This window comes from Burkholderia sp. PR2 (assembly GCF_052372875.1).
In the GTDB taxonomy this organism is placed as follows: domain Bacteria; phylum Pseudomonadota; class Gammaproteobacteria; order Burkholderiales; family Burkholderiaceae; genus Burkholderia; species Burkholderia diffusa.
On record NZ_JBQRWH010000004.1, the window covers coordinates 1,653,977 to 1,677,462 of the forward strand.

Below are 23,486 nucleotides of genomic sequence, written 5' to 3' on the forward strand. Positions count from 1 at the left end.
CCCGATGGCGTCACCTTTACGTCAGTATGCCGAACGATATTTCCTTTCGACTTTTCCAGTCCTTTCCGCTCCGCCGAGCCGAACACCGACTGCCTGCGCGCCGCAATCGCCGCGTGCAGGCGGCCGGTGTTCACGCGTGCCTACGCGCTCAGCGCATCGGCACCGTCCCGTGCACGTGACCGCGCGGGCGTCGTGTCGCTGACGATCTGCCCGTTGTCGAGCTTCAGCAGCCGATCGGCGAGATCGAAATAGCGGTCGTCGTGCGTGATCACGATCACGGCCTTGCCGCGCGCGCGCAGCTCGGGCAGCAGTTGCTCGTAGAACACCGCCTTGAACGACGGATCCTGGTCGGCCGCCCATTCGTCGAACAGGTAGAACGGCCGGTCTTCCAGATACGCGACGACGAGCGCGAGCCGCTTGCGCTGCCCGGTCGACAGCGCGCGGTTCGAGAACGCGCCGTCGACGACCTTCACCTTGTGATCGAGCGCGAGCTTCGCGACCAGCGCGTTCGCGCGCGCATCGGCCTGCGCACGCGCCGGATCGTCGGGATCGACGATGCCGAGCAGCGCATCGAACAGATGGAAATCGTTGAACACCGCGCTGAAGCGCTGCCGGTACGCAGCACGCTCGCGCCAGCCGATCGTCCGGCCGTCGACCTCGATCGCACCTTCCTCCGGCTCGTAGAGCCCCGTCAGCACCTTCGCGAGCGTCGTCTTGCCGCTGCCGTTGCCGCCGACGATAAACACGAGCTCACCCGGCCGGATCGTCAGGTCGATCGGCCCGATCCGGAACATCCGTTCGTCACGCTCGTGGAAATACGCGTGCGTGACGCCGCGCAGCGTGACGGCGCCAGCCGGCGGTACGTCGGGGGCGTCGCTGGCGGGCGGCACCGTGCGCAGCGCACCGAATTCGGCCATCACGCTCTCGATGCGCCCGAGCGACACGCGAGCCGCATTGACGGTCGGCAGGTTGTTCAGCAGTCCGTCGAGCGGCACCAGCATGAACAGGAACACGACGACGTAGCCGGCCGCCGTACCTGCATCGGCATGCACGCCCAGCTGCGGCCAGAACGCGGCCGCGCCGAGGAACACGTAGAACAGGAAGATGATCCAGCCGACGCCGACCGCATACGCGCTGAACGCGCGGCGGCGGTGGTCGCGCACTTCGCCGATCGCCGCGCCGAGCTGGCCGTCGACGAACTGGCGCGCGCGCGCGTCGTGCAGCTTCAGTTCCTTCGCGCCGGAGAACAGCGAGCCGAGATAGCCGAACAGGCGATCCTGCGCCTGGCCGGCCGCCTCGAGCGACGCGATCGCGCGGCGATCGCCGGTGTGATAGCCGAGCGAGCCCGCGACGATCGCGGTCAGCGCGAGCAGGCACACGGGCCACGACAGCCACGCGAGATAGCCGAGGCAACCGAACACGATCGAGCCGTGCATCACCAGGTTTGGCAGCGCGAAGAACAGCATCGACACGTTGGTCGCGTCGTCGGTCAGCACCGACTGCACGGGCGCCGCGCCGATCCGCTCGATGTCGCGCAGCTCGGCCGCGCCGACGCGCCGCGCGAGATGCACGCGCAGGCGCGCCATCGTGTCCTGCGACAGCCGGGCGAACAGCGTGCCCGACACGATGCGCGTGACGAGCGCGATCACCGCGCACAGCGCGAAGCGCCACGCGAGCGACACGTCGGCCGCACCGGGCGTCGCGAGCGCGCGGTTCAGCGTCGCGACGAGCAGCACGCTCGCGACGCCATTGAGCACGCATGCGACGAGCGCCAGCGCGAGCGACGCGCGGCTTTCGCGCAGCAGCGCGAGGATCAGGCGGGCCGCGGGGCGGCCGGGGGAGGCGTCGAGGGACGGCGGGGAAGAAGGCTCGTGGGCGGCGGTCATCGGCAACATCGGTAAATGAAGGGCAGGCAAATCCTGCGGAAACGGCGGGATTGATGCGAAAGCAGCGCGCGGGACGGGCCAGTCGCGGCTTTCCTCCCTGATAGACGAACGGGCCGCGCAAATATTTAGCCGTGCCTTCAAAAAATGCATCCGTTCTCGCTTTGCGCGCAAAACGGTAAAAAATCGGCCGCGCCGTTCGTCACACCAGTGAAGCCGCCCCATGCGGCCCCGAGACTTGGCCGAAGCGGCCGGACCGAAGGACTTCACGCACATGACGAGTTTCCCGACTGCGTTGCATCACCGAATTCGCGAACTGGCGCGCCGCGCGCCCGACGCGCCCGCGCTCGCCGCGCCTTTCCAGAACGACCTGCGCCTGTCGCGCGGCGCGCTCGACGCGCGTGCGTCGCACCTTGCCCGCCAGCTGCGCGCGGCCGGTGTCGGCGCGGAAGTGCGGGTGGGCGTCTGCGTCGAACGCTCGTGCGAGCTGTTCGTCGCGCTGCTTGCCGTGCTGAAAGCGGGCGGCGTATTCGTGCCGCTCGATCCGCGTCATCCGGCCGCGCGCCTGGACTGGATCGTCCGCGATGCGCAACTGCGCCACGGGATCGTCGATGCGGCCGGCCGCGCGGCGCTCGGCGCGCCGTTCGAACACGCGTTCGACGCGATGCCCGCGGAGGCAGGTGCCGCCGCCTTCGTCGACGACGAGGACGTGTCGGTGCATCCGCGCTCGGCGGCCTACATGATCTACACGTCGGGCTCGACCGGCACGCCGAAGGCGGTGGTCGTCGAGCACGGGCCGCTCGCCGCGCATTGCGACGCGCTCGCGGCCGCGCTGCCGATCGAGGGCGGCGACCGCCTGCTGCATTTCGCGTCGGTCAATTTCGATGCCGCGCACGAATGCTGGCTCGCGCCGCTCGCGGTCGGCGCGAGCGTGACGATTGCGCCGCCGCAGCCGTTCACTCCGGACGCCGCACATGCGCTGATGGTGAGTGAATCCGTCAGCGTCGCCGCGTTTCCGCCTGCATATCTGCGCGAATTCGCGGCCGTGGCCGCGCGCGAAGGCGTGCCGCCGGCGTTGCGCGTGCTCGCGTTCGGCGGCGAAGCGTTGCCGCAACAGGCATTCGAATTCGTGCGCCGCACGTTCCCGTCGGTTCGCCTGATCAACGGTTACGGGCCGACCGAGGCCGTGATCTCCCCGATGCTGTGGCCGGTCGAGCCGGGCGAAATGCCCGTGCTGACCGATGACGATGCGTATGCATCGCTGCCGATCGGTCGCGCGATCGGCCCGCGCGTCGCGCGCATCGATGGCGACGAGGGCGGCGAACTGCTGCTCGGCGGTGTATGCCTCGCGCGCGGCTATCACGGCCGCCCGGCGCTGACGGCTGAACGCTTCATTCCCGATACGCACGGCGAACCCGGTGCCCGCGTGTACCGAACCGGCGACCTCGCACGCCAGCGCGCCGACGGCGCGTTCGATTATCTCGGCCGCCTCGATGACCAGGTCCAGGTGCGCGGCGTGCGTGTGGAGCCCGCGGAAATCGCCGCGTGCCTGCGCACGCATCCGGCGGTGGCCGACGCGGCCGTGATCGCCGAAACCGGCAACGGGCCGACGCGGCTGATCGCGTGCGTCGCGCTGCGCGCGGCCGCCGACGATGCGACGCTGAAGGCGCACGTGGGCGCGTTGTTGCCCGCCGCGTGGCAGCCGCACCGTTTCGTGCGCTGCGACGCGCTGCCGTACACGCTGAACGGCAAGATCGACCGTGCCGCGCTACGCGAGCGCATCGCCGGCGTCCGCGACACCGAACAATCCGCAGGCGACGAGCCGCGCACGCCGACGGAGCAGCAGATCGCGGGCCTCTGGCAAACGCTGCTCGGCCTCGACGCGACGCCGACGCGCGATGACCGCTTCTTCGTGCTGGGCGCCGATTCGCTCGCCGCGATGCAACTGCAGGCCGCGATCCGCGCCGCGTTGCGCGTGAACCTGCGGCTCGACACGCTGTTCGCCGATCCGGCGCTGGCTGAGCTTGCTGCGCACGTCGATCGCGCGGAACGCGAAACGGGCGAGCCGCTGGCCGCGATTGCCAGACGCCGCGCGCCGGCCGATGCCGCTGCGTCGGGCGCCCCGTACGTCGATCGCGCCGCATCGCTCGCACAGCAGCGCTTCTGGGTGCTCGCGCAAACGCGCGACGCGAGTGCCGCGTATCACATCGCCGCGCACTGGACGATCGACGGCGCGCTCGACCACGCCGCACTGCAGCGCGCGCTCGATCACGTGATCGAGCGGCACGATGCATGGCGCACGACGCTCGTCGACAACGACGACGGCATCGTGATGCAGCGCATCCATGCGCATCTGCCCGTTACGATCGAAACGCTCGACCTGCGCGGTCAACCGCTGGCCGCACGCGACGCGCAAGCCGCGCGCATCGCCGAGCGCGACGCAGGCGTGCCGTTCGATCTGTCGGACGGGCCGCTGCTGCGCGCGACGCTCGTCGCGCTCGCCGACGATCGCCACCGGCTGCTCCTGACCGCGCACCATGCGATCACCGACGGCTGGAGCTCGCGCTGCGCATTCGACGAGCTGTCGGCCGTGTACCGCGCGTACGCGGAAGGCCGCGAACCGTCGTTGCCGGCACTGCCGATCCAGTACGCCGACTATGCGGACTGGCAGCGCGACATGCTTGCCGGCGGCGAAGGCGAGCGTCAGCTCGACTACTGGCGCGGTGCATTGCGCGACGTGCCGGGCCCGCTTGCGCTGCCGGTCGATCGCCAGCCGGGCGCGACGCGCACGCTGCAGGGCGCGCGCGTGTCGGTCCGCCTGCCCGACGCGGTCGCTGCCGACATCCGGCGTCTCGCGCGCGACGCGCAGGCAACGGTCTTCACGGTGCTGCTGGCCGCACTCGACGCATGGCTGTCGCGCCTGACAGGCGAGACCGACGTGGTCGTCGCGGTCCCGGTTGCGCATCGCCAGCGCCCGGAAACGCGCGCGCTGCTCGGACTGTTCCTGAATACGGTCGCGCTGCGTGTGCGGGTGGCGCCGACGCTGCCGTTCCGCGCGCTGGTCGACGCGGCACGCACGGCGGCGCTCGATGCGGTCGCGCACCAGGACGTACCGTTCGAGCGCGTCGTCGATGCGGTGAAGCCGCCCGTCAAGCGCGGCGACGAATGGCTGCGCGTGAAGTTCGCGCAGCAGTTCGATGCACGGCACGACAGCGTGCTGCCGGGCGCGACCGCGGTTGCGACGCCGGGGCCCGATCTCGCCGCGCGCTTCGACTTCGCACTGGATTTCACCGACGACGCGCACGGAATCGAACTGGTCGCCGCCTATGCAACCGACTGCATCGATGCCGACACCGCGCGCGCGTGGCTCGACAGCTATGCGGCACTCGTCACGACGGCCGCACATGAACCGCACCGCACGACGGCCGCGCTGCCGTGCGATGCGTCTCCGGCGTCGCGCCTGCCGCGCGACGGCCGTGCGCTGAACGTCGAGCACGCCGACATCGTCGCCGCCTTCGCGCGGCAGGCTGCCGCGTATCCGCATCGCGTCGCGCTCGTCGATGCGTCGGCGTCGCTGACGTTCGCCGAACTCGACGACGCGTCGAACCGCATCGCGCATGCGTTGAAGTTGCGCGGCGCGGCGGCCGAAGCACCCGTCATCGTCTGCATCGAGCGCTCGGTCCGCTTCGTCGTCGGCCTGCTCGGCGCACTGAAGGCCGACGCGCTGGCCGTGCTGCTCGACCCGGCCCAGCCGGCCGCACGGATCGCGGCCGCAGCCGCCGATTGCGGCGCGCGCTGGGCCCTCGTCGCGCAGGGCCGGGATGTGGCCGCGTGGCCGGCCGGCAGCGCAGCACAGCCGCTCGACGTCGACACACTCGCGCAGGACGCGACGCTCGCGCATGCGGCCGGCGTACGCGTCGCGCCGCATCCCGAGCAGGGCGCCTATCTGATCTATACGTCGGGTTCGACCGGCACGCCGAAGGGCGTCGTCGTGTCGCACGGCGCACTGGCCGATTACGTGCAGGGGATGCTCGACGAGCTCGCGTTCGCACCGGACGCGTCGTTCGCGATGGTGTCGACCGTCGCCGCCGACCTCGGCCACACGACGCTCTTCGGCGCGCTGTGCGCAGGCCGCACGCTGCACCTGCTGCCGGCCGCGTGCGCGTTCGATCCGGACCTGTTCGCGGACGAGATGCGCCGCCGCGACGTCGGCGTGCTGAAGATCGTGCCGAGCCATCTGCAGGCGCTGCTGGATGCGCGCGTGCCGGCCGACGTGCTGCCGCGCCACGCACTCGTGACCGGCGGCGAAACGCTGACGTGGGCACTCGTCGCGCGCCTGGCCGCGCTCGCACCGGCCTGCCGCGTGATCAACCATTACGGGCCGACCGAAGCGACCGTCGGCGCGATCGCGTGCGACACCGCGTCGATCGGCGCCGATGCGCGCGACCCCGCGAGCGCCGTGCCGCTCGGCCGGCCGCTGCCGAATGCGCGCGCGCTGGTGCTTGACGCGTTCGGCGCGTGCGTGCCGGCCGGTGCAACGGGCGAGCTGTATCTGGGCGGGCCGGGCGTGGCGCGCGGCTACCTGAACCGGCCGGCGCAGACCGCCGAGCGCTTCGTGCCCGATCCGTTCACGCCCGGTGCGCGCCTGTATCGCACCGGCGACCGCGTGCGCCTGCGCGCGGACGGCCGTCTCGCATTCCTCGGCCGCATCGACGACCAGGTGAAGATTCGCGGCTATCGCGTCGAACCGGGCGAAGTGAGTGCGGCCGTGCGCGCGGCCGGCCCGGTCGCGCAAGCCGAGACGCTCGCGATCGAGCACGACGGCCGCCTGCAGCTCGCGACGTTCGTCGTGGCGCGCGACGGCGCGGCATTCGACGAGGCCGCCATGCGCGCGGCACTCGGCGCGACGCTGCCCGACTACATGGTGCCCGCGCAGTTCGTCGCGCTCGCGCGCCTGCCGGTGACCGCGAACGGCAAGATCGATCGCGCTGCGCTGCGCGAACTGGCCGCCGCGCCGGTGGCGGTTGCCGGCGGCGCCGCGCCGCAGGGCCCGTTCGAAACGGCGCTCGCCGAAGTCTGGCAGGCGGTGCTGAAGGTGCCGCACGTCGGCCGCGACGACAACTTCTTCGAGCTCGGCGGCGATTCGATTCTGGTGCTGCAGGTGATCGCACGCGCCCGCAAGCGCGGCGTGCGCTTCACGCCGAAGCAGCTGTTCGACGGCCCGACGGTCGCGGAACTCGCGCGCATCGCGAAAACCGGGGACGTCGCCGCTGCAGCGCCGGCAACGATATCGTCCGCGCCGGCTCAGGCCGCAACGGCTACCGCGGCGACGATCCTGACGCCCGCGCAGCAGCGCTTCTTCGCGCTCGACGTGCCGCATCCGGGCCACTGGAACCAGTCGGTCGCGTTCGACGTGCGCGATCCGTTCGACGCTGATGCATTCGCGCGCGCGTTCGACGCGCTGCTCACGCATCACGACGCCTTCCGCCAGCGCTTTGCACACGGTGCGGATGGCCACTGGCACGCGCGCGATGCAGCGAAACCGTACGACGCACTCCCGTTCGTCGAGGTCGTCGCACAAGACGAAGCCGACGCGCTGGCGCGCTTCGACGCCTTGCAGCGCCGGCTCGATCTCGGCCGCGGGCCGCTCGCGTGCGCATGTGCGGCGCGGTTGCCGGACGGCGCGACACAGCTGTATCTGGCGATTCATCACGCGATCGTCGACGGCGTGTCGTGGCGCATCCTGCTCGACGATCTGGATGCCGCGTATCGCGCCGCATGCGAACGCACGCCGGTTCGCCTGTCGCCGCCGGGCTTGCGTGCGGATGCCTGGGCCGCACGCCTCGCGCGGGCCGCGACGGAACCAGCATCGCCGTTCGCCGCTGAAACGGCTTACTGGGCCGGCATGGCGCAGGGCGACGACCTCGTGCCCGATCATCCCGACGCACCGGCGACGAACGCCGACGCGGCCGTCGTCGTGCAGACGATCGACGCGGCGCTGACCCGCGCGGCGCTGACCGACGCGCACACGGCGTATCGCACGCAGACGATCGAACTGCTGGGCGCGGCGCTCGCACTGGCGCTGGCCGGTGCCCACGGCGCCGCGTCGTGCCGCGTCGAATTCGAGGGGCACGGCCGCGAGGCGCTGTTCGATGATGCGGACGCGAGTCGCACGATCGGCTGGCTGACGAGCCACTATCCGGTCACGCTGCCGGTCGAAGCCACCGCGCGCGACACGCTGTGCGCGGTCAAGGACACGCTGCGCGCGGTGCCGCACAAGGGGCTCGGCTTCGGCGTGCTCGCGCACTACGGCGACGCGGCGACGCGTGCGGCGCTGGCCGCCGTGCCGCGTCCGCGCGTCACGTTCAACTATCTCGGCCAGTTCGACGCACCGCGCGACGCGACGCTCGTGCCGCGCTTCGGCGGCACCGGCATCGAGCGTGACCCGCAAGGGCCGCTCGGCAACACGCTCGCGATTCACGCATACCTCGATACCGACCGCGACGGCACACGCACGCTGAAGGTTCACTGGGTATACGGCACGCCGCAGTTCGAGCGCGCGACGATCGATGCATTCGCGGATCGCTTTGCCGCCGCGCTGCGCGAACTCGCCGACGCATGCGCATCGCGTGTCGCGCATCGCGGCGGCGGTGCGACGCCGGGCGATTTCCCGCTCGCGCGGGCCGCCGGCCTCACGCAGGCCGCGATCGAGCGCGCGCCGCTCGACTGGCGCACGATCGACGACGTGTATCCGCTGTCGCCGATGCAGCAGGGGATCCTGTTCCATGCGCTGTTCGCGCCGGGTCATGCAAGCTACGTGAACCAGCTCGTCGCGACCGCGACGGCGCTCGATGCCGACCGGCTCGTGGCCGCATTCGCCGCATCCATCGCACGCCACGATATCCTGCGCACCAGCGTGATGCCCGACGAGGCCGCACCGCTGCAATGCGTGCATCGCCACGCGCGGATGGCGGTCGAACAGCTCGACTGGCGCACGCGCGGCGACGCGCTGGACACCGATTTCGACGCGTGGCTCGCGGCCGACCGCGAACGCGGCTTCGACTGGCGCGAGCCGCCGCTGATGCGGCTCACGCTGATCCGCGTGACGGACGACGCGTGGCGCGTCGTGTGGACGCGCCACCACGTGCTGCTCGACGGGTGGAGTACGGCGCGCCTGCTCGGCGACGTGCTGCGCGACTATCGTGACCCCGACGCGGTGTCGCCGTTCGAGCGCCGCCCGGCGCTGCGCTATCGCGACTTCATCGCGTGGCTCGGCACGCGCGACCGCGAGGCCGACGAGCGGTTCTGGACCGGGCGGCTCGCGTGTCTCGACGCACCGACGCTGATCGCCGAGCGCGTGGCCGACCGCGCGGATGCCGACATGGTCACGTGGCGCGCGACGATCGACGCGGCGGCGACGACGCGTGTCGCGCAAACGGCGCGCGCGCTGAAGCTGACCGTCAACACGCTGGTGCAGGGCGCCTGGGCGCTCGCGCTGCAGCGCATGACGCACCAGCCCGCCGTCGCGTTCGGCGCGACCGTCGCGGGCCGTCCCGATGCGCTCGCGGACGTCGACACGGTGCTCGGCCTCTTCATCAACACGCTGCCCGTCATCACGGCACCCGCGCCGCAACAACGCGCAGCCGACTGGCTGCACGCGCTGCAACGCGAAAACGCGGCTGCCGCCGAGCATGCGCATACGCCGCTCGCCGACATCCAGCGCTGGGCGCGCGGCGCCGGGGGCGCACTGTTCGACACGCTGGTCGTGTTCGAGAACTATCCCGTCGACGACTCGGTGCGCGACGCCGATCCGCGCGCACTCACACTGAGCGGCGTGCGCAGCATCGAGTCGACCGATTTCGCGCTGACGCTCGTGATCGAGAGCGGCGCCGAACTGACGATCGACTACGGCTACGACACCGCACGCGTCGACGCGCATCAGGTCGAGCGCTGGCACCGCGCGTTCGCTTGTGCGCTCGATGCGCTGGCCCGCAAGCCGGACGCGCTGCTCGGCACGCTGTCGATCGCCGACGACGCGACGCGCGACGCACTGGCGCGCGCGCAGGACACCGCGCGGACGTGGCCGGATGCGCAACGGCAGCCGCTGCATCTGCAATTCGCGGCCGCCGCACGGGCAACGCCCGACGCGATCGCGCTCGAATACGCGGATGTCCACGGTGGCGTGCAGCGCGCGACCTATCGCGAGCTCGACCTGAACACGACACGCGTCGCCGCCGCATTGCGCAGGCGCGGCGTGCGGCCCGACACGCCGGTTGCGCTGTGCGTCGAGCGTTCGTTCGACATGGTGACGGCGCTCGTCGGCGTGCTGAAGGCCGGCGCCGCGTACCTGCCGGTCGATCCCGACTATCCGGCCGAGCGCATCGCGTACCTGCTGCGCGACGCGCAGCCCGCGGTCGCGATCACGCAGGCGCATCTGCGCGAGCAGGTCGAGGCCGCGCTCGGCGACGAAGCGCCGACGCAACTGCTGACGGTGGCCGATCTGCTCGCGGACGAGGCGTGCGAGGTGGACGACGCCGCCGCCGACGTCGTAACCGACATCGACGACGCACGGCTTGCGTATCTGATCTATACGTCCGGCTCGACCGGCAAGCCGAAGGGCGCCGGCAACACGCACGGCGCGCTCGCGAACCGCATCGCGTGGATGCAGCACGCGTACCGGCTGACGCCCGACGACGTCGTCCTGCACAAGACGCCGTTCGGCTTCGACGTGTCGGTGTGGGAATTCGTGTGGCCGCTCGCGACCGGCGCGAAGCTCGCGATCGCCGCGCCCGGCGACCACCGCGATCCGGCCCGCCTCGCGGCCGCGATCCATGCGCACGGCGTGACGGTGCTGCACTTCGTGCCGTCGATGCTGGCCGCGTTCGCCGCGTATCTCGACGATTTTTCGGCCGCCGCGCAATGCGACAGCGTGCGCCTGATCGTCGCGAGCGGTGAGGCGCTCGCGCCCGAACTCGTCGCGAAGGTCGCGCGCCTCGTGCCGAACGCGACGCTCGTGAACCTGTACGGGCCGACGGAAGCCGCGATCGACGTGTCGCACTGGACCTGCGGCCCCGACGACGCCAGCGCCGTCGCGGTGCCGATCGGCCATCCGATCGCGAACCTGCAACTGCACGTGCTCGACGCGGCCTGGCAGAGCGTGCCGGCCGGCGCGACCGGCGAACTGTATCTGGCGGGCGCGGGCCTCGCGCGTGGCTATCTCGGCCGCCCGGGGCTGACCGCCGAGCGTTTCGTGCCCGATCCGTTCGTGCCCGGCGCCCGCATGTATCGCACTGGCGACCTCGCGCGGCGTCGCGCCGACGGCGCACTCGACTACCTCGGCCGCGTCGACATGCAGGTGAAGCTGCGCGGCCAGCGGATCGAGCCGGGCGAGATCGAGGCGCTGCTGCGCGCCGCGCCCGGCGTGCGCGACGCGGTCGTGATCGTGCGCGACGAGCAGCTGATCGGCTATGTCGCATGTGGCGACTCGGGGCCGCTCGACCGTGCCGCGTTACTGGATTCACTGCGCGCGCAGTTGCCGGCTTACATGGTGCCGTCGCAGCTGATCGAACTCGACGCGCTGCCGGTCACGCCGAACGGCAAGTGCGACCGCCATGCGTTGCCCGCGCCGGTGCGCGAGGCGATCGCGGCCGTCGAGCTAGCAACCGACACGCAGCGCGCGCTCGCGGCGATCTGGCAGCGCGTGCTGCACGTGGACGCGATCGGACGCGACGACGATTTCTTCCTGCTCGGCGGCCACTCGCTGCTCGCGACGCAGGCTCATGCGCAGGCGAACCTGCACTGGGGCCTCGCGCTGCCGCTGCGCACGCTGTTCGACACCCGCACGCTCGCACGCTGCGCGGACGCGATCGACGCGGCCTGCGCGGCACGCGGCGAGACCGACGCGGCGAGCGCGATCGATGCGCTGCTCGGCGAACTGGAAGCCCAATAAGGACGACGAATGACGAAGGCTCAACCCGACTGGCTCGCGCTTGCGACGCGCTTCACGCAACTGCCGGACGCGCAGCGCGCGGTGTTCATCGACAAGCTCGGCGCGGCCGGCATCGACTTCCGCATGCTGCCGATCCCGCCGCGCACGCCGCGCGCCGACCGCGTGCCGGCATCGTTCGCGCAGACGCGGCTGTGGCTGCACGCGCGCTTGATCGACGCGCCTCACGCGTATCACATCACCGAGCGGCTCGCGCTGACGGGCCCGCTCGACACACATGCGCTGCGGCTCGCGTGCGATGCGCTGATCGCGCGCCATGAAGCGCTGCGCACGACCTTCGACGAAGCGGAGGACGGCGTCGCGCAGACGATCCATCCGCCGCTGCGCTGCCCGTGGCGCGAGACCGATCTCGAAGCGTTGCCCGACGCGCAGCGCGTCGCGCGCGCCGAAAGCGTCGCAATGGCCGATGAAGCCGAGCCGTTCGATCTCGGCGCGGCACCGCTCGTGCGCGCACACCTGATCCGCTTCGACGCGACGCAACACTGGCTCGCGCTGACCGTTCATCACATCGTGTCGGACGGCTGGTCGTCGGACGTGATGCTGTTCGAACTCGCGGCGTTCTATCGCGCGTATGCGTCGGGGGAACCCGTGCCGCTCGCGCCGCTGCCGATCCAGTACGCGGACTACGCGCTGTGGCAGCGCCGCTGGCTCGATGCCGGCGAGCGCGACCGGCAGCTGGCGTTCTGGCGCGAGCGGTTCGACCCGCAGCGCGGCGTGCTGACGCTGCCCGGCGCGGCCGCGCGGCCCGCTCGCCGCAGCGCGCGCGGCGCGCGTCACGTGTTTTCGCTCGACACGCGCATCGGTGCGCGGCTGCGTGCGTTCGCAGCCGCGTCGGGCGCGACGCCGTTCGCGGTGTTGCTCGCGGCGCTCGACGCGCTGCTCGCGCGTGCGACCGGCGATGCGCGGATCTGCGTCGGCGTGCCGGCCGCGAACCGCGAGCGCGCGGAAACGGCCGGCCTGATCGGCTTCTTCGTCAACACGCTCGCGATCGACGTCGACGTGCCCGCGCACGGCGATTTCTCGTCGCTGGTCGCGCGTACGCAGCGCGCGCTCGTCGATGCGCAGATGCACCAGGACGTGCCGTTCGAGCAGATCGTCGACGCGCTCGGCGTGCCGCGCAGCGCGAGCCACCATCCGCTGTTCCAGGTGATGGCCGCGTACGGCGAGCGCCGCGCGCTGCCGGCGCTGGGCGCGGCAGCGGCAACCTTGCTGCCGTCCGGCACGCCGTCCGCCAAATTCGACCTGACGCTTTCCGTCGAGGCGACACCCGACGGCACGTTCGACGCCGCGTTCATCCATGCGCTCGACCTGTTCGACGGCGACGCGATCGTGCGGCTGGCCGCGCGCTTCGTCACGCTGCTCGCCGATGCGCTCGCGCGCCCCGACGTGCCGATCGGCGATCTCGACTGGCTGCCGGCCGACGAACGTGCGCAACTGTTCGCGTGGAACGCGCCGGCGGGCGCGGCCGAAGCTGAGCCGTTCGTTCCGGTCCACGCGCGCATCGCCGCGCATGCGCAGGCACGGCCGGACGCGCGCGGTGTCGCCGACATCGATCGCGCGCTGACGCGCGGTGAGGTCGACGCGCGCGCGGCACGCATCGCGCGCAACCTCGTCGCGGCCGGCGTGCGGCCCGAAATGCGCGTCGGCGTCGCGCTGCAGCGTTCGGTCGACCTGCTGGTCGCGCTGATCGCGGTGCTGAAGTCGGGCGCCGCGTTCGTGCCGCTCGATCCGGCCCATCCGCGCGAACGCCTCGCGCAGATCGTCGGCGATGCGGGCATCGCGCACGTGCTGACCGACGGCGCGAGCGCCGCATCGCTGCCCGAGCTGCCGGCACTGCGCGTCTGGCGCGCGGACGAAGTCGACGCACTCGACGAAGCCGCGGACGTCGCACTGCCGGACGTGTTGCCCGGTCATGCGGCATACGCGATCTACACGTCGGGCTCGACCGGCAAGCCGAAGGGCGTGATCGTCGATCACGCGGCGTTCGCGCGGCATTGCGTAGCGATCGCCGAGCGCTATGGCGCGGGCGAGAACGACGTGTTCCTGCTGTTCCAGTCGGTCAACTTCGACGGCGCGCATGAAGGCTGGTTTTCGCAATACCTGTCAGGTGCCGCGGTGTCGGTGACGGCCGACGTGCTGTGGCCGCCCGCGCAGACCTGCGCGATGATGATTCGCGACGGCGTGACGATGACCTACGTGCCGCCCGGCTGCGCCGCGCAGCTCGCCGAATGGGCGCTCGTGCACGGCGCGCCGCCGACGTTGCGCTCGTTGACCGTCGGCGGCGAAGCCACCTCGCGCGAAGCGTTCGCGATGCTGCGCCGCGCGATGCCGAACGTGCGCGTGGTCAACGGCTACGGCCCGACCGAAACCGTGATCACGCCAACGCTGTGGATGTACCGCCCCGGCGACGATCTCGCGAAGCTGGGCGACGCCGCGTATCTGCCGATCGGCACGCTGGTCGGCGCGCGCACCGCGCACGTGCTCGACGCGCGGCTGCATCCGCTGCCGGTCGGCGTGATCGGCGAACTGTACCTGGGCGGCGAGGGGATCGGCGTCGCGCGCGGCTATCTCGATCGTCCCGCGCTGACGGCCGAGCGCTTCGTGCCCGATCCTTACGGTGCGCCGGGCGCGCGCCTGTATCGCACGGGCGACCTGGTGCGGCGTCGCGCGGATGGCGTGTTCGACTTCATCGGCCGCGTCGATCATCAAGTGAAACTGCGCGGGCTGCGCATCGAGCTCGGCGAGATCGAGGCGCAGCTGGCCGCGCACGACGCGGTGCGCGAAGCGTGCGCGGTCGTGCACGGGCAGGGCGCGCAGGCGCAGCTCGTCGCCTACGTCGAACTGACCGCCGACGCGCAAGCGGCCGCGCAACCGGTCGAGGCCGCGACGCTCGACGCGCATCTGCGCCGCGCGCTGCCTGACTACATGGTGCCCGCGCAACTGATCGTGCTCGACGCGCTGCCGCGCAACGCGAACAGCAAGGTCGACCGTGCGCGGCTGCCGGCGCCCGTGCGCGTCGAACGCGCATACGAAGCGCCGCACGACGGCGACGAAACCGCACTCGCGGGGATCTGGTGCGACGTGTTGAACGTCGAGCGCGTCGGTCGCCGCGATCACTTCTTCGAACTCGGCGGCCATTCGCTGGCGGCGGTGCGCGTCGCGACGCGCGTCGCCGAGCGGCTCGGCCGCGACGTGCCGGTGCGCGCCTTGTTCGAAGCGCCGGTGCTCGCGCAATACGCACGCCACGTGGCCGATGCGCCGCGCGCCGCGCACGGCGGTGCCACCGTACCGGGCATCGCGGTGGTCAAACCCGATGCGTTCGGCGTATGGCCGCTGTCGCCCGCGCAGCTCGGCCTGTGGTTCCTGTGGCGCGCGCAGCCGGACAGCGCCGCGTACAACATTCCGGTCGCGCTGCGCGTGCGCGGTCCGCTCGACGTCGATGCACTGCGCGCCGCGTTCTCGGCTGCGGCGGCCGCGCACCCGGCGCTGCGCACGCGGCTCGTCGCGCGCGACGGCATGCCGCCGGGCCAGCGGATCGACACCGCGCCGCCCGTCGCGCTGCCGCTCGTCGACTTGTCCGCGCTGCCCGATGCGCTCGCCCGCGCGGCGGCGCTGACCGATGCCGACGCACTCGCGCCGTTCGATCTCGCGGCCGATGCGCCGCTGTGGCGCGCACGCGTGCTGCGGCTCGGCGCGGACGATCACGTGTTGTCGGTGACGATCCATCACATCGTGTCGGACGGCGAATCGATCGAGCTGTGGCTCGACGCGGTGCGCGCAGGCTATGTCGATCTGGTGCGTGGCGGAGCGGAACCGGTGTCAACGCCGCCTCAAAACATGTCGCAGCTCGTGCTGCCCGGGCCGTGCCACCCGGCCCGCGTCGCGTACTGGCGCGACGCGCTGGCCGACCTGCCGCCGCCCGTGCTGCCACTGCGCGCCGACGCGCCGGCCGTCCCGCAATGGCGTGCGGCGCGCATCGCGTTCGAATTCGACGCATCGCTGATCCGTGCCGCGCGCGACGCCGCGTCGGCCGCGCACGCGACACTGCCGATGCTGCTGCACGCGGCGCTCAACACCGCGCTGTTCCGCGTGACCGGTGCGGCCGATCAGCCGGTCGGCGTCCTGGCATCGACGCGCGAGCTGACGGGTGATGCCGCGCGCGATGCGCTCGGTCTCTTCATCAATTCGGTGGTCGTGCGCACACGGCTCGACACGTCGGCCCGCCGCTCGGACGTGCTCGCGCAGGTGCGCGATACGGCGCTCGCCGCGTATGCGCACGCCGACGTGCCGTTCGCCGACGTCGTCGCCGCGCTGCGCGCGCCGCGTGCCGCGCAGGCCAATCCGCTGTTCCAGGTGATGTTCAACTACCTGCGCCCGACCGGTGCCGCCGCACGCGACTGGGCCGGCTTGTCGCTTGCCGAGTTCGATGACGTGCGTCATCGCGTCGTGTTCACGCTCGAGCTGGACGTCGTCGAGCATCCGGACGGCCGCGTGAGCGCTGCGTTCTCGTATGCGGACGAACTGCTCGACGGCGATTTCGTCGACGCGCTCGTCGACCTCTATCACGACGAGGTCGCGCGTTTCGCCGGCGCGCCGGAAGCGGCGCTCGGCGCGCCCGACGCGCTGTTCACCGCGCCGGCGGCGGTCGCAGTCGCACCGGCCGGAGGCGCGGCGATGCAGGTCATGACGACATCGTGCGCGCCGGACGCGGCAGCCGCGCTCGCCGCGCTGTGGTCGGACACGTTCGCGACGGCCGCGCCCGCACCCTGTGCCGATCTGTTCGAAGCGGGCGCGACTTCATTCGACGTGGTGCGCTTCGTCGATGCGGCCGGCCGCGCCGGGCTCGCGCTGACGGTGGCCGACGTATTCGCGTCGCCGACGCTCGCGGCGCTCGGCGCGCATATCGATGCGTCGGCCGAAACGGAGCAGGAGGTGCGCGATGCTGGCTGAAGTGCGTCCGGACGGATTCACGATGCCGGATACGTGCCGTCTCGCGTTCGCGGACGGCCTGTTCGCCGTACGCGACGACGCGGAGATCCGCGTCGCGCAGGGCGACGGCATCGGCGCGCAGCTGCTGCGCGCGCAGCTCGCGGACGACGGCACGCTGCGCCTCGTCGCGTACAACCATCGCGCGGCACCGGGCGACCAGCGCCGCGCGCTGCTGGCCGCGCTCGCCGCCGCGTTTTCCGACGACGCGCGCCGCGCGGCGATCCGGCTCGACCCGGCCGCGTGGCCGGCGGTCGCGCTCGATGCGCTGCGCGCGAGCGGCGTGCTCGGCGACGGCGGCCTGTGCATGCGTGAAGGCTGGGCGCAGCAAGCCGATCTGTGGCGCGTCGGCACGCCGCTGCCATGTGCGACGCTGCCGATGCTGACCGACGGCCGGCGGCATCCGCGCCGGCCGCCCGCGCCGCGCGGTGACGTGTATGCGCGCGACCTGCCGGCACTCGGCGTGCGTTTCACGCTGCGCGGCTGGCAGCCGGGCGAGGACGCCACGCGCCTGGCGAACTGGTTCGACGCGCCGCGCGTGCGCGACGGCTGGCCGGGCACGCAGCCCGGCGCACACGGCACGGCGCCCGATGCCGATCCGCACGTGAGCCCGCTCGTCGGCTGCTTCGACGGCGAACCCTTCGCGTACGTCGAGGCGTTCTGGCTGAAGGAAGACCCGCTCGCGCCGCACGTCGGCGCGCGCGATTACGACCGCGGACTGCGGATGCTGGTCGGGGAATCGCGCTGGCGCGGCCCGCATTGCGTGGCGGGCTGGCTGCCGTCGGTCGTGCATTACCTGTTTCTCGACGATCCGCGCACCGAAGCGGTCGGCTGCGCGGTCCCGGCCGGCCGCGCGCGGGTCGTCGACACCCTCGCGCGGCACGGCTTCGCGCGGCAGCGCCGCCTGGCGCTTGCCGACGGGCAGCCGCTGTGGATGCGCACGCTGCGCGAGACCTTCTTCTCCGGCCGTCACGTCTGACGGGCCGGATTCACCGACAAGGGAGCTGAGAGACATGCAGAGAGAAACCGTATTCGACCTGATCGGCGTCGGCTTCGGGCCGTCGAACCTGGCGCTGGCCGTGCGCCTCGCGGAACGCAACGGCACGCGCCCGTTCGCGCATTGCTTCGTCGAACGCCAGCCGGAATTCGGCTGGCACCGCGGCATGCTGCTTGACGACTGCCGGATGCAGATCTCGTTTCTGAAGGATCTCGTCACGATGCGCGATCCGAAGAGCCGCTACACGTTCATCAACTACCTGTTCGAACGCGGCCGGCTGAACGAATTCGTCAACCTGAAGAACTTCTATCCGACCCGCATCGAATTCCACGACTATCTGAGCTGGGTCGCCGACGCGTTCGACGAGCACGTCCATTACAGCGAAACCGTCACCGCGATCGAGCCCGTGCGCGGCGACGGCGCGCGGATCGACGCGCTGCGCGTGCTGTCGCGCGATGCGGCCGGCCGCGAGCGCCAGCGCGTGACGCGTGCGCTGTCGGTCGGCGTCGGCGGCACGCCGGCAGTGCCGGACGCGTTCGCCGCGCTCGGCCGCGATCGCGTGATCCATTCGTCGTCCTACCTGACCGACATCGACCGGCTGGTCGCAGCGCCGGACGGCGAGCGCCGCCGCGTCGCGGTGATCGGCGCGGGGCAGAGCGCGGCCGAGGTGTTCATCGACCTCGCGCGCCGTTTCCCGCACGTCGACGCGAGCCTCGTGATGCGGGCAGGTGCATTGAAACCGGCCGACGACAGCCCGTTCGTCAACGAGATCTTCAGCCCCGAGTTCACCGACGTCGTCTACGCGCAGCCGCACGACGCGCGCCGCGCGCTGCTCGAGCGCTATCGCGACACCAACTACGCGGTGGTCGATCGGCCGCTGATCGAGCAGATCTACGAAATGCTGTACCTGCAGCGCATCGACGGCACGCCGCGCCATGCGCTGCTCGCGAACAGCGCGATCGAGGCCGCGGTGCGCACCGCCGACGGCCGCATCGAGCTGACGCTGCGCGACCGGATGAACGGCGCGACGCGCGTCGAACGCTTCGACGCGCTCGTGCTCGCGACCGGCTACCGGCGCGACACGCATTCGACGCTGCTCGAAGGGCTCGCGCCGCATCTGGGCGATGCGCTCACGCGCGGCGACGTCACGCGCGACTACCTGCTCGCGACGCCCGGGCACTTCGCGCCGCGCATCTACCTTCAAGGCTGCTGCGAAGACAGCCACGGCCTGTCCGACACGCTGCTGTCGGTCCTGGCGCGCCGCGCGGACGAGATCTGCGCGTCGCTCGAAGAAGGGGCCGCGCCCGCCGATGACGATGGCGCGGCCCGGGCACTGCATGAACAACGACATCAAGACGGGGCGAGCGCGGGCCGCATGGCTTTCGCTCTTTGACAAAGGCGCGGTCGGAGACCGCATCGGAAAAGTGGAGCAGAGAAAGATGGAGTGGGCAACAGGCACGCGTGTGCGTGCGATCGCAGCCGCGGCGAGCGTGGCGTTCGGGATGGCGGCAGGGCACGCATACGCGCAGACGGCGCCGGCCGTGAACGCAGGCGCCGCGGCGTCGGCCGGCAATGTGCAGAACGGCGCGACGTCCGGCACGCTGCCGGCGATCAACGTCAACGCGGGCTCGGAGGGCGACGGCACGGTCGGGCTCGTCGCGAAGCGCAGCAGGACCGGCACCAAGACCGATACGTCGATCAACGAAATCCCGCAGACGATCAACGTCGTCACCGCGCAGCAGATCGAGATGACCGGCGCGACCGACGTGAACGCGGCGCTGCGCTACGTGCCGGGCTTCTCGTCGTACGGCTCGGACAACCGCTCCGACTGGTACGCGGCACTGCGCGGCTTCACGCCGACCGCGTACGTGAACGGCCTGCAGGTGCCGAACACGCTGAACCTGTCGAGTTGGCGCGTCGATCCGTACATGATCGACAGCATCACCGTGCTGCGCGGACCGACGTCGGTGCTGTACGGTGCCGGCGACCCGGGCGCGATCATCGACGTGCAGACCAAAACGGCCGACGGCGAACGCGTGCGCGAAGCCGGCGTGCAGTTCGGCAACTACGCGCGCAAGCAGTTCATGATCGATGTCGGCGACAAGCTCGACGCGGATGGCAAGTACGCGTACCGGCTCGTCGGCGTCGCCCGCGACGGCAACGCGCTGACGGGCCCGAACAACGACCAGCGCGTCGCGCTCGCGCCGTCGTTCCGCTGGCGCCCGGACGCGGATACGTCGCTGACGCTGTCCGCCACGTATCTGCAGGACTGGGGCGACATCTCGTCGAACTTCCTGCCGGCGCAAGGCACGGTGCTGCCGAACCCGAACGGGCAGCTCGACAAGGACGTCTATGGCGGCGACGCCGATTTCAACTACTACCGCAAGAAGCAGTGGTCGCTCGGCTACCAGTTCGAGCGGAACCTGAACGCGATGTGGACGTTCCGGCAGAACGTGCGCTGGATGCACCTGTCGCTCGACAACGGCTCCGTGTTCGGCGCGGGCTTCGCCGACGGCAGCCTGACCGACATCAACCGCTGGGCCGGCGTGTTCCAGACGAACTACAGCCGCTTCGACATCGACAACAACCTCCAGGGCCGCTTCGGCACGGGGCCGCTCGAGCACACGCTGCTGCTCGGCTTCCAGTACAACCGGCAGACCGCTACCGACAGCGAATGGCTGGCCGCCGCGCCGACGCTGAACATCTACAACCCGGTCTATACACCGGTCACGCTGTCCGTGTTCTCGCCGCCGAACACCACGTACCGCACCAACACGTACACGACGATGAACACGTTTGGGCTGTACGTGCAGGACCAGGTCAAGTGGAACCGCTGGACGCTGACGCTCGGCGGCCGCGAGGACTGGGTGAACCAGCGGATGGACGACCGCGAGGGCGGCACGCAGTCGAAGGCCGACATCACGGCGTTCACCGGCCGCGTGGGCCTCACGTACCAGGGCGACTACGGGCTGTCGCCGTACATCAGCTACGCTAGCTCGTTCAACCCGCTGATCGGCGTGAACCTGTATGGCGGCGGGCTGCCGCAGCCGACGCGCGGCAAGCAGATCGAGGCCGGCTTGCGCTGGCAGCCGCCCGGCAAGAACATGATGCTGAGCGCGGCGATCTACCAGATCAACCAGACCAACGTGCTCACGTCGACGCCGCTCAATCTCGATCCGTCCGGCACGACGTCGGTCCAGACCGGCGAAGTGCGTTCGCGCGGGATCGAGCTGAACGCGACCGGCAAGCTCACGCGGAACCTGTCGCTGATCGCGTCCTACGTCTACCAGGACGTGAAGAACGTGAAGGCCAACGACGCATCGCTGAACAACTGGCCGGTCGACATTCCGCGGCCGCGTCAGATGGCGTCGCTGTGGGCGGACTGGACGTGGCACACGGGGCCGCTCACGGGCTTCGGCCTGGGCGGCGGCGTGCGCTACCAAAGTGCGTCGGCCGGTGCGGCGGACAACTCGCTGACGGTCGGGAGCTACACGCTGTTCGACGCGGGCGTGCATTACGACACACGCAACTGGCGCTTTGCCGTGAACGGGACGAACCTGTTCAACCGCCACTACATCAGCGGTTGCCAGTCGACGAGCGTCTGCATTTTCGGTACCGACCGCACGGTGATCGCCACCGCGAAATACAACTGGTGACGCCGCGCGCCGCGGCACGCCGGTCGGCCCTCGGGCCGGCGCGGGCGGGTCGCGGTGCCGTCGTCCGCTTTTCCATGACGCCTCCATGCCGAAGAAAAATCTCGTCTACATCCAGTCGCTGCGCAACGGCGCGGCCGATCGCGCCGGCCAGCCGGTCGCTTACCAGGGCGGCACGCGCTACATGAAGGCGCCGCTCGAATTCCTCGTCGAGCGCCTGAATGACTCGTCGCTCGGCGAACGCTATGTGCTCCAGGGTGTGATCGTCGACGACGACGAAGGCTCGCCGTCCGATCGCGCGAAGGTTGCCGACTGCGGCTTCGCGCGATCGGACGGCCGCCCGTGGATCCTGCCCGATGGGCTGACCGTGCAGGGCCGGCCGGTCGACGAACTGTTCTGCACGATTGCATCGACGTACCGCCGGTTGCCGCGCGACGCGCGTGAGCGCGTGACGGGCAAGCAGGCGTTCGAGCGCCGCCTGCTCGAACGCCTGCTCGAACTCGACGCCGACGTGGTCGTGCTCGACGGGCTGCTCGTGATCCTCGACGAACTCGTGCGTCCCGGCGCGCGCTTTCATCGTCGCATCGCGAACATCCACCCCGGCATCACGGCCGACGATTCGCCGTACCAGAGGCGCGGTGCGTGGGCCACGCTCGACGCGCTGCACGGCGCGCGCGGCGAACGGGTCGACTGGGCGACCGGCGCGACCTCGCGCGTCGAACCCGTGACGATGACGGGCGCTTCGTTCCACTACGTCGACAACGGCATCGATTCGGGCGAGGTGATCTGCGACGTGCTCGACACGCCGATCGCGCCGGACGACACGATTCTCGAACTGCGCTGGAACAACTTCCAGCGCAGCCTGTTTCCGGCGCTCGACCGGGGGCTGCACATCCTCGCCGATCGCCACGACGCGGGAGCACTGTGATGGAAGACACGCTGACGAAACCGGCCGACAAGGAAGCGGACGCCGTCGAAGGCGAGGTCGCCGCGGCACTCGACGGCGCCGCGCACGGGCAGGAGCCGCCCGCCGCCGAGCGCACGCTCGACACGTGGCGGCCCGACGATCCGCCGGCCGCGCTGCTCGCGGAGTTCGTCGCGCTGTTCAATACGGAAACGCGGCACGATGCGGCGGCGGTGTCGGTGCCGCTTGGCGGCGCTGATCCGGCGGCTATCGCGTCGTACGTCGCGCGCGCGGTGCGCGACGGCGTGATCGATGACGCACGGATCGCGGGCGACCGGCTGCGCCTCGCCGCATCGCGTGCGACGTTCTGGCAGAATCCGCAGCCGTGGCTGAAGGCGCCCGCATCGGGCGGGATGCCGCTGCGCTACACGATCACGAACGGCCACCGGCATCCGGTGCGGCCGCCATCGCCGGCCGGCGAGATCTATTCACGCTACATGCCGCAGGTCGGGATGACGTTCAGCCTGCGCACCGTCGACATCGCTACGCATGCGCAGTTGTTCAGCGACTGGATGAACCTCGATCGCGTCGCGCATTTCTGGGACCAGCGCGGCACGCTCGACGAACACGCCGCCTATCTCGCGGAGCGGCTCGCCGACCCGCACATGCATCCGATGATCGGCTATTTCGACGATACGCCGTTCGGCTATTTCGAGTTCTACTGGGCGAAGGAGGACCGGCTCGCGCCGTTCTACGACGCGCACGACTACGATCGCGGGCTGCACTTGCTGATCGGCGATTCACGCTTCCAGAGCGCGGGCAAGCTGCATGCGTGGTGGAGCGGGGTGCTGCACTACATGTTCGTCGACGAACCGCGCACGCAGCGGCTCGTGGGTGAGCCGCGCGTCGATCACGTGCGGCATATCGCGTACATGCACCGGCTCGGGTTCTACACGCTGAAGGAGTTCGACTTCCCGCACAAGCGCGCGGCGCTCACCGTGATGGAGCGCGAGACATTCTTCGACACTTTCCGGTTGCCGTGACGGGATGGGCGCGC

General features: G+C 71.0%; 8 protein-coding genes. 7 read left to right on the forward strand and 1 reads right to left on the reverse strand.

Annotated features, from left to right (window positions below; genetic code table 11):
• Positions 1 to 140: 140 nt before the first annotated feature.
• The gene (locus tag ACT2FV_RS24930; protein WP_444505010.1) at positions 141 to 1,886 is read right to left on the reverse strand and encodes a cyclic peptide export ABC transporter; all 1,746 of its coding nucleotides are present in this window, start codon (positions 1,884 to 1,886) and stop codon (positions 141 to 143) included.
• A gap of 271 nt (positions 1,887 to 2,157) precedes the next feature.
• Between ACT2FV_RS24930 and ACT2FV_RS24935 the strand changes: the two genes are divergently transcribed.
• The 7 genes from ACT2FV_RS24935 to ACT2FV_RS24965 all read left to right on the forward strand — a co-directional run bounded on the left by ACT2FV_RS24935 (position 2,158) and on the right by ACT2FV_RS24965 (position 23,472).
• A complete protein-coding gene (locus ACT2FV_RS24935; RefSeq protein ID WP_444505450.1) occupies positions 2,158 to 11,832 on the forward strand; it encodes an amino acid adenylation domain-containing protein in 9,675 nt (3,224 codons plus the stop codon).
• 9 nt (positions 11,833 to 11,841) lie between these two features.
• Positions 11,842 to 16,839, forward strand: coding sequence for an amino acid adenylation domain-containing protein (locus ACT2FV_RS24940; protein ID WP_444505011.1), 4,998 nt, complete (start codon positions 11,842 to 11,844; stop codon positions 16,837 to 16,839).
• The gene (locus tag ACT2FV_RS24945; RefSeq protein WP_124626158.1) at positions 16,829 to 17,854 is read left to right on the forward strand and encodes a GNAT family N-acetyltransferase; all 1,026 of its coding nucleotides are present in this window, start codon (positions 16,829 to 16,831) and stop codon (positions 17,852 to 17,854) included. The genes ACT2FV_RS24940 and ACT2FV_RS24945 overlap by 11 nt, the downstream gene beginning before the upstream one ends.
• A 34-nt stretch (positions 17,855 to 17,888) precedes the next feature.
• Positions 17,889 to 19,265, forward strand: coding sequence for a lysine N(6)-hydroxylase/L-ornithine N(5)-oxygenase family protein (locus ACT2FV_RS24950; protein WP_226114168.1), 1,377 nt, complete (start codon positions 17,889 to 17,891; stop codon positions 19,263 to 19,265).
• A gap of 46 nt (positions 19,266 to 19,311) precedes the next feature.
• Positions 19,312 to 21,528, forward strand: a complete 2,217-nt coding sequence (locus ACT2FV_RS24955) for a TonB-dependent siderophore receptor (RefSeq protein ID WP_444505012.1) — start codon at positions 19,312 to 19,314, stop codon at positions 21,526 to 21,528.
• Positions 21,529 to 21,613: 85 nt separating this feature from the next.
• On the forward strand, positions 21,614 to 22,453 hold the full coding sequence (locus tag ACT2FV_RS24960) for a formyltransferase family protein (protein ID WP_444505013.1): 840 nt from the start codon (positions 21,614 to 21,616) through the stop codon (positions 22,451 to 22,453).
• The gene (locus ACT2FV_RS24965; RefSeq protein WP_444505014.1) at positions 22,453 to 23,472 is read left to right on the forward strand and encodes a GNAT family N-acetyltransferase; all 1,020 of its coding nucleotides are present in this window, start codon (positions 22,453 to 22,455) and stop codon (positions 23,470 to 23,472) included. The genes ACT2FV_RS24960 and ACT2FV_RS24965 overlap by 1 nt, the downstream gene beginning before the upstream one ends.
• Positions 23,473 to 23,486 lie beyond the last annotated feature (14 nt).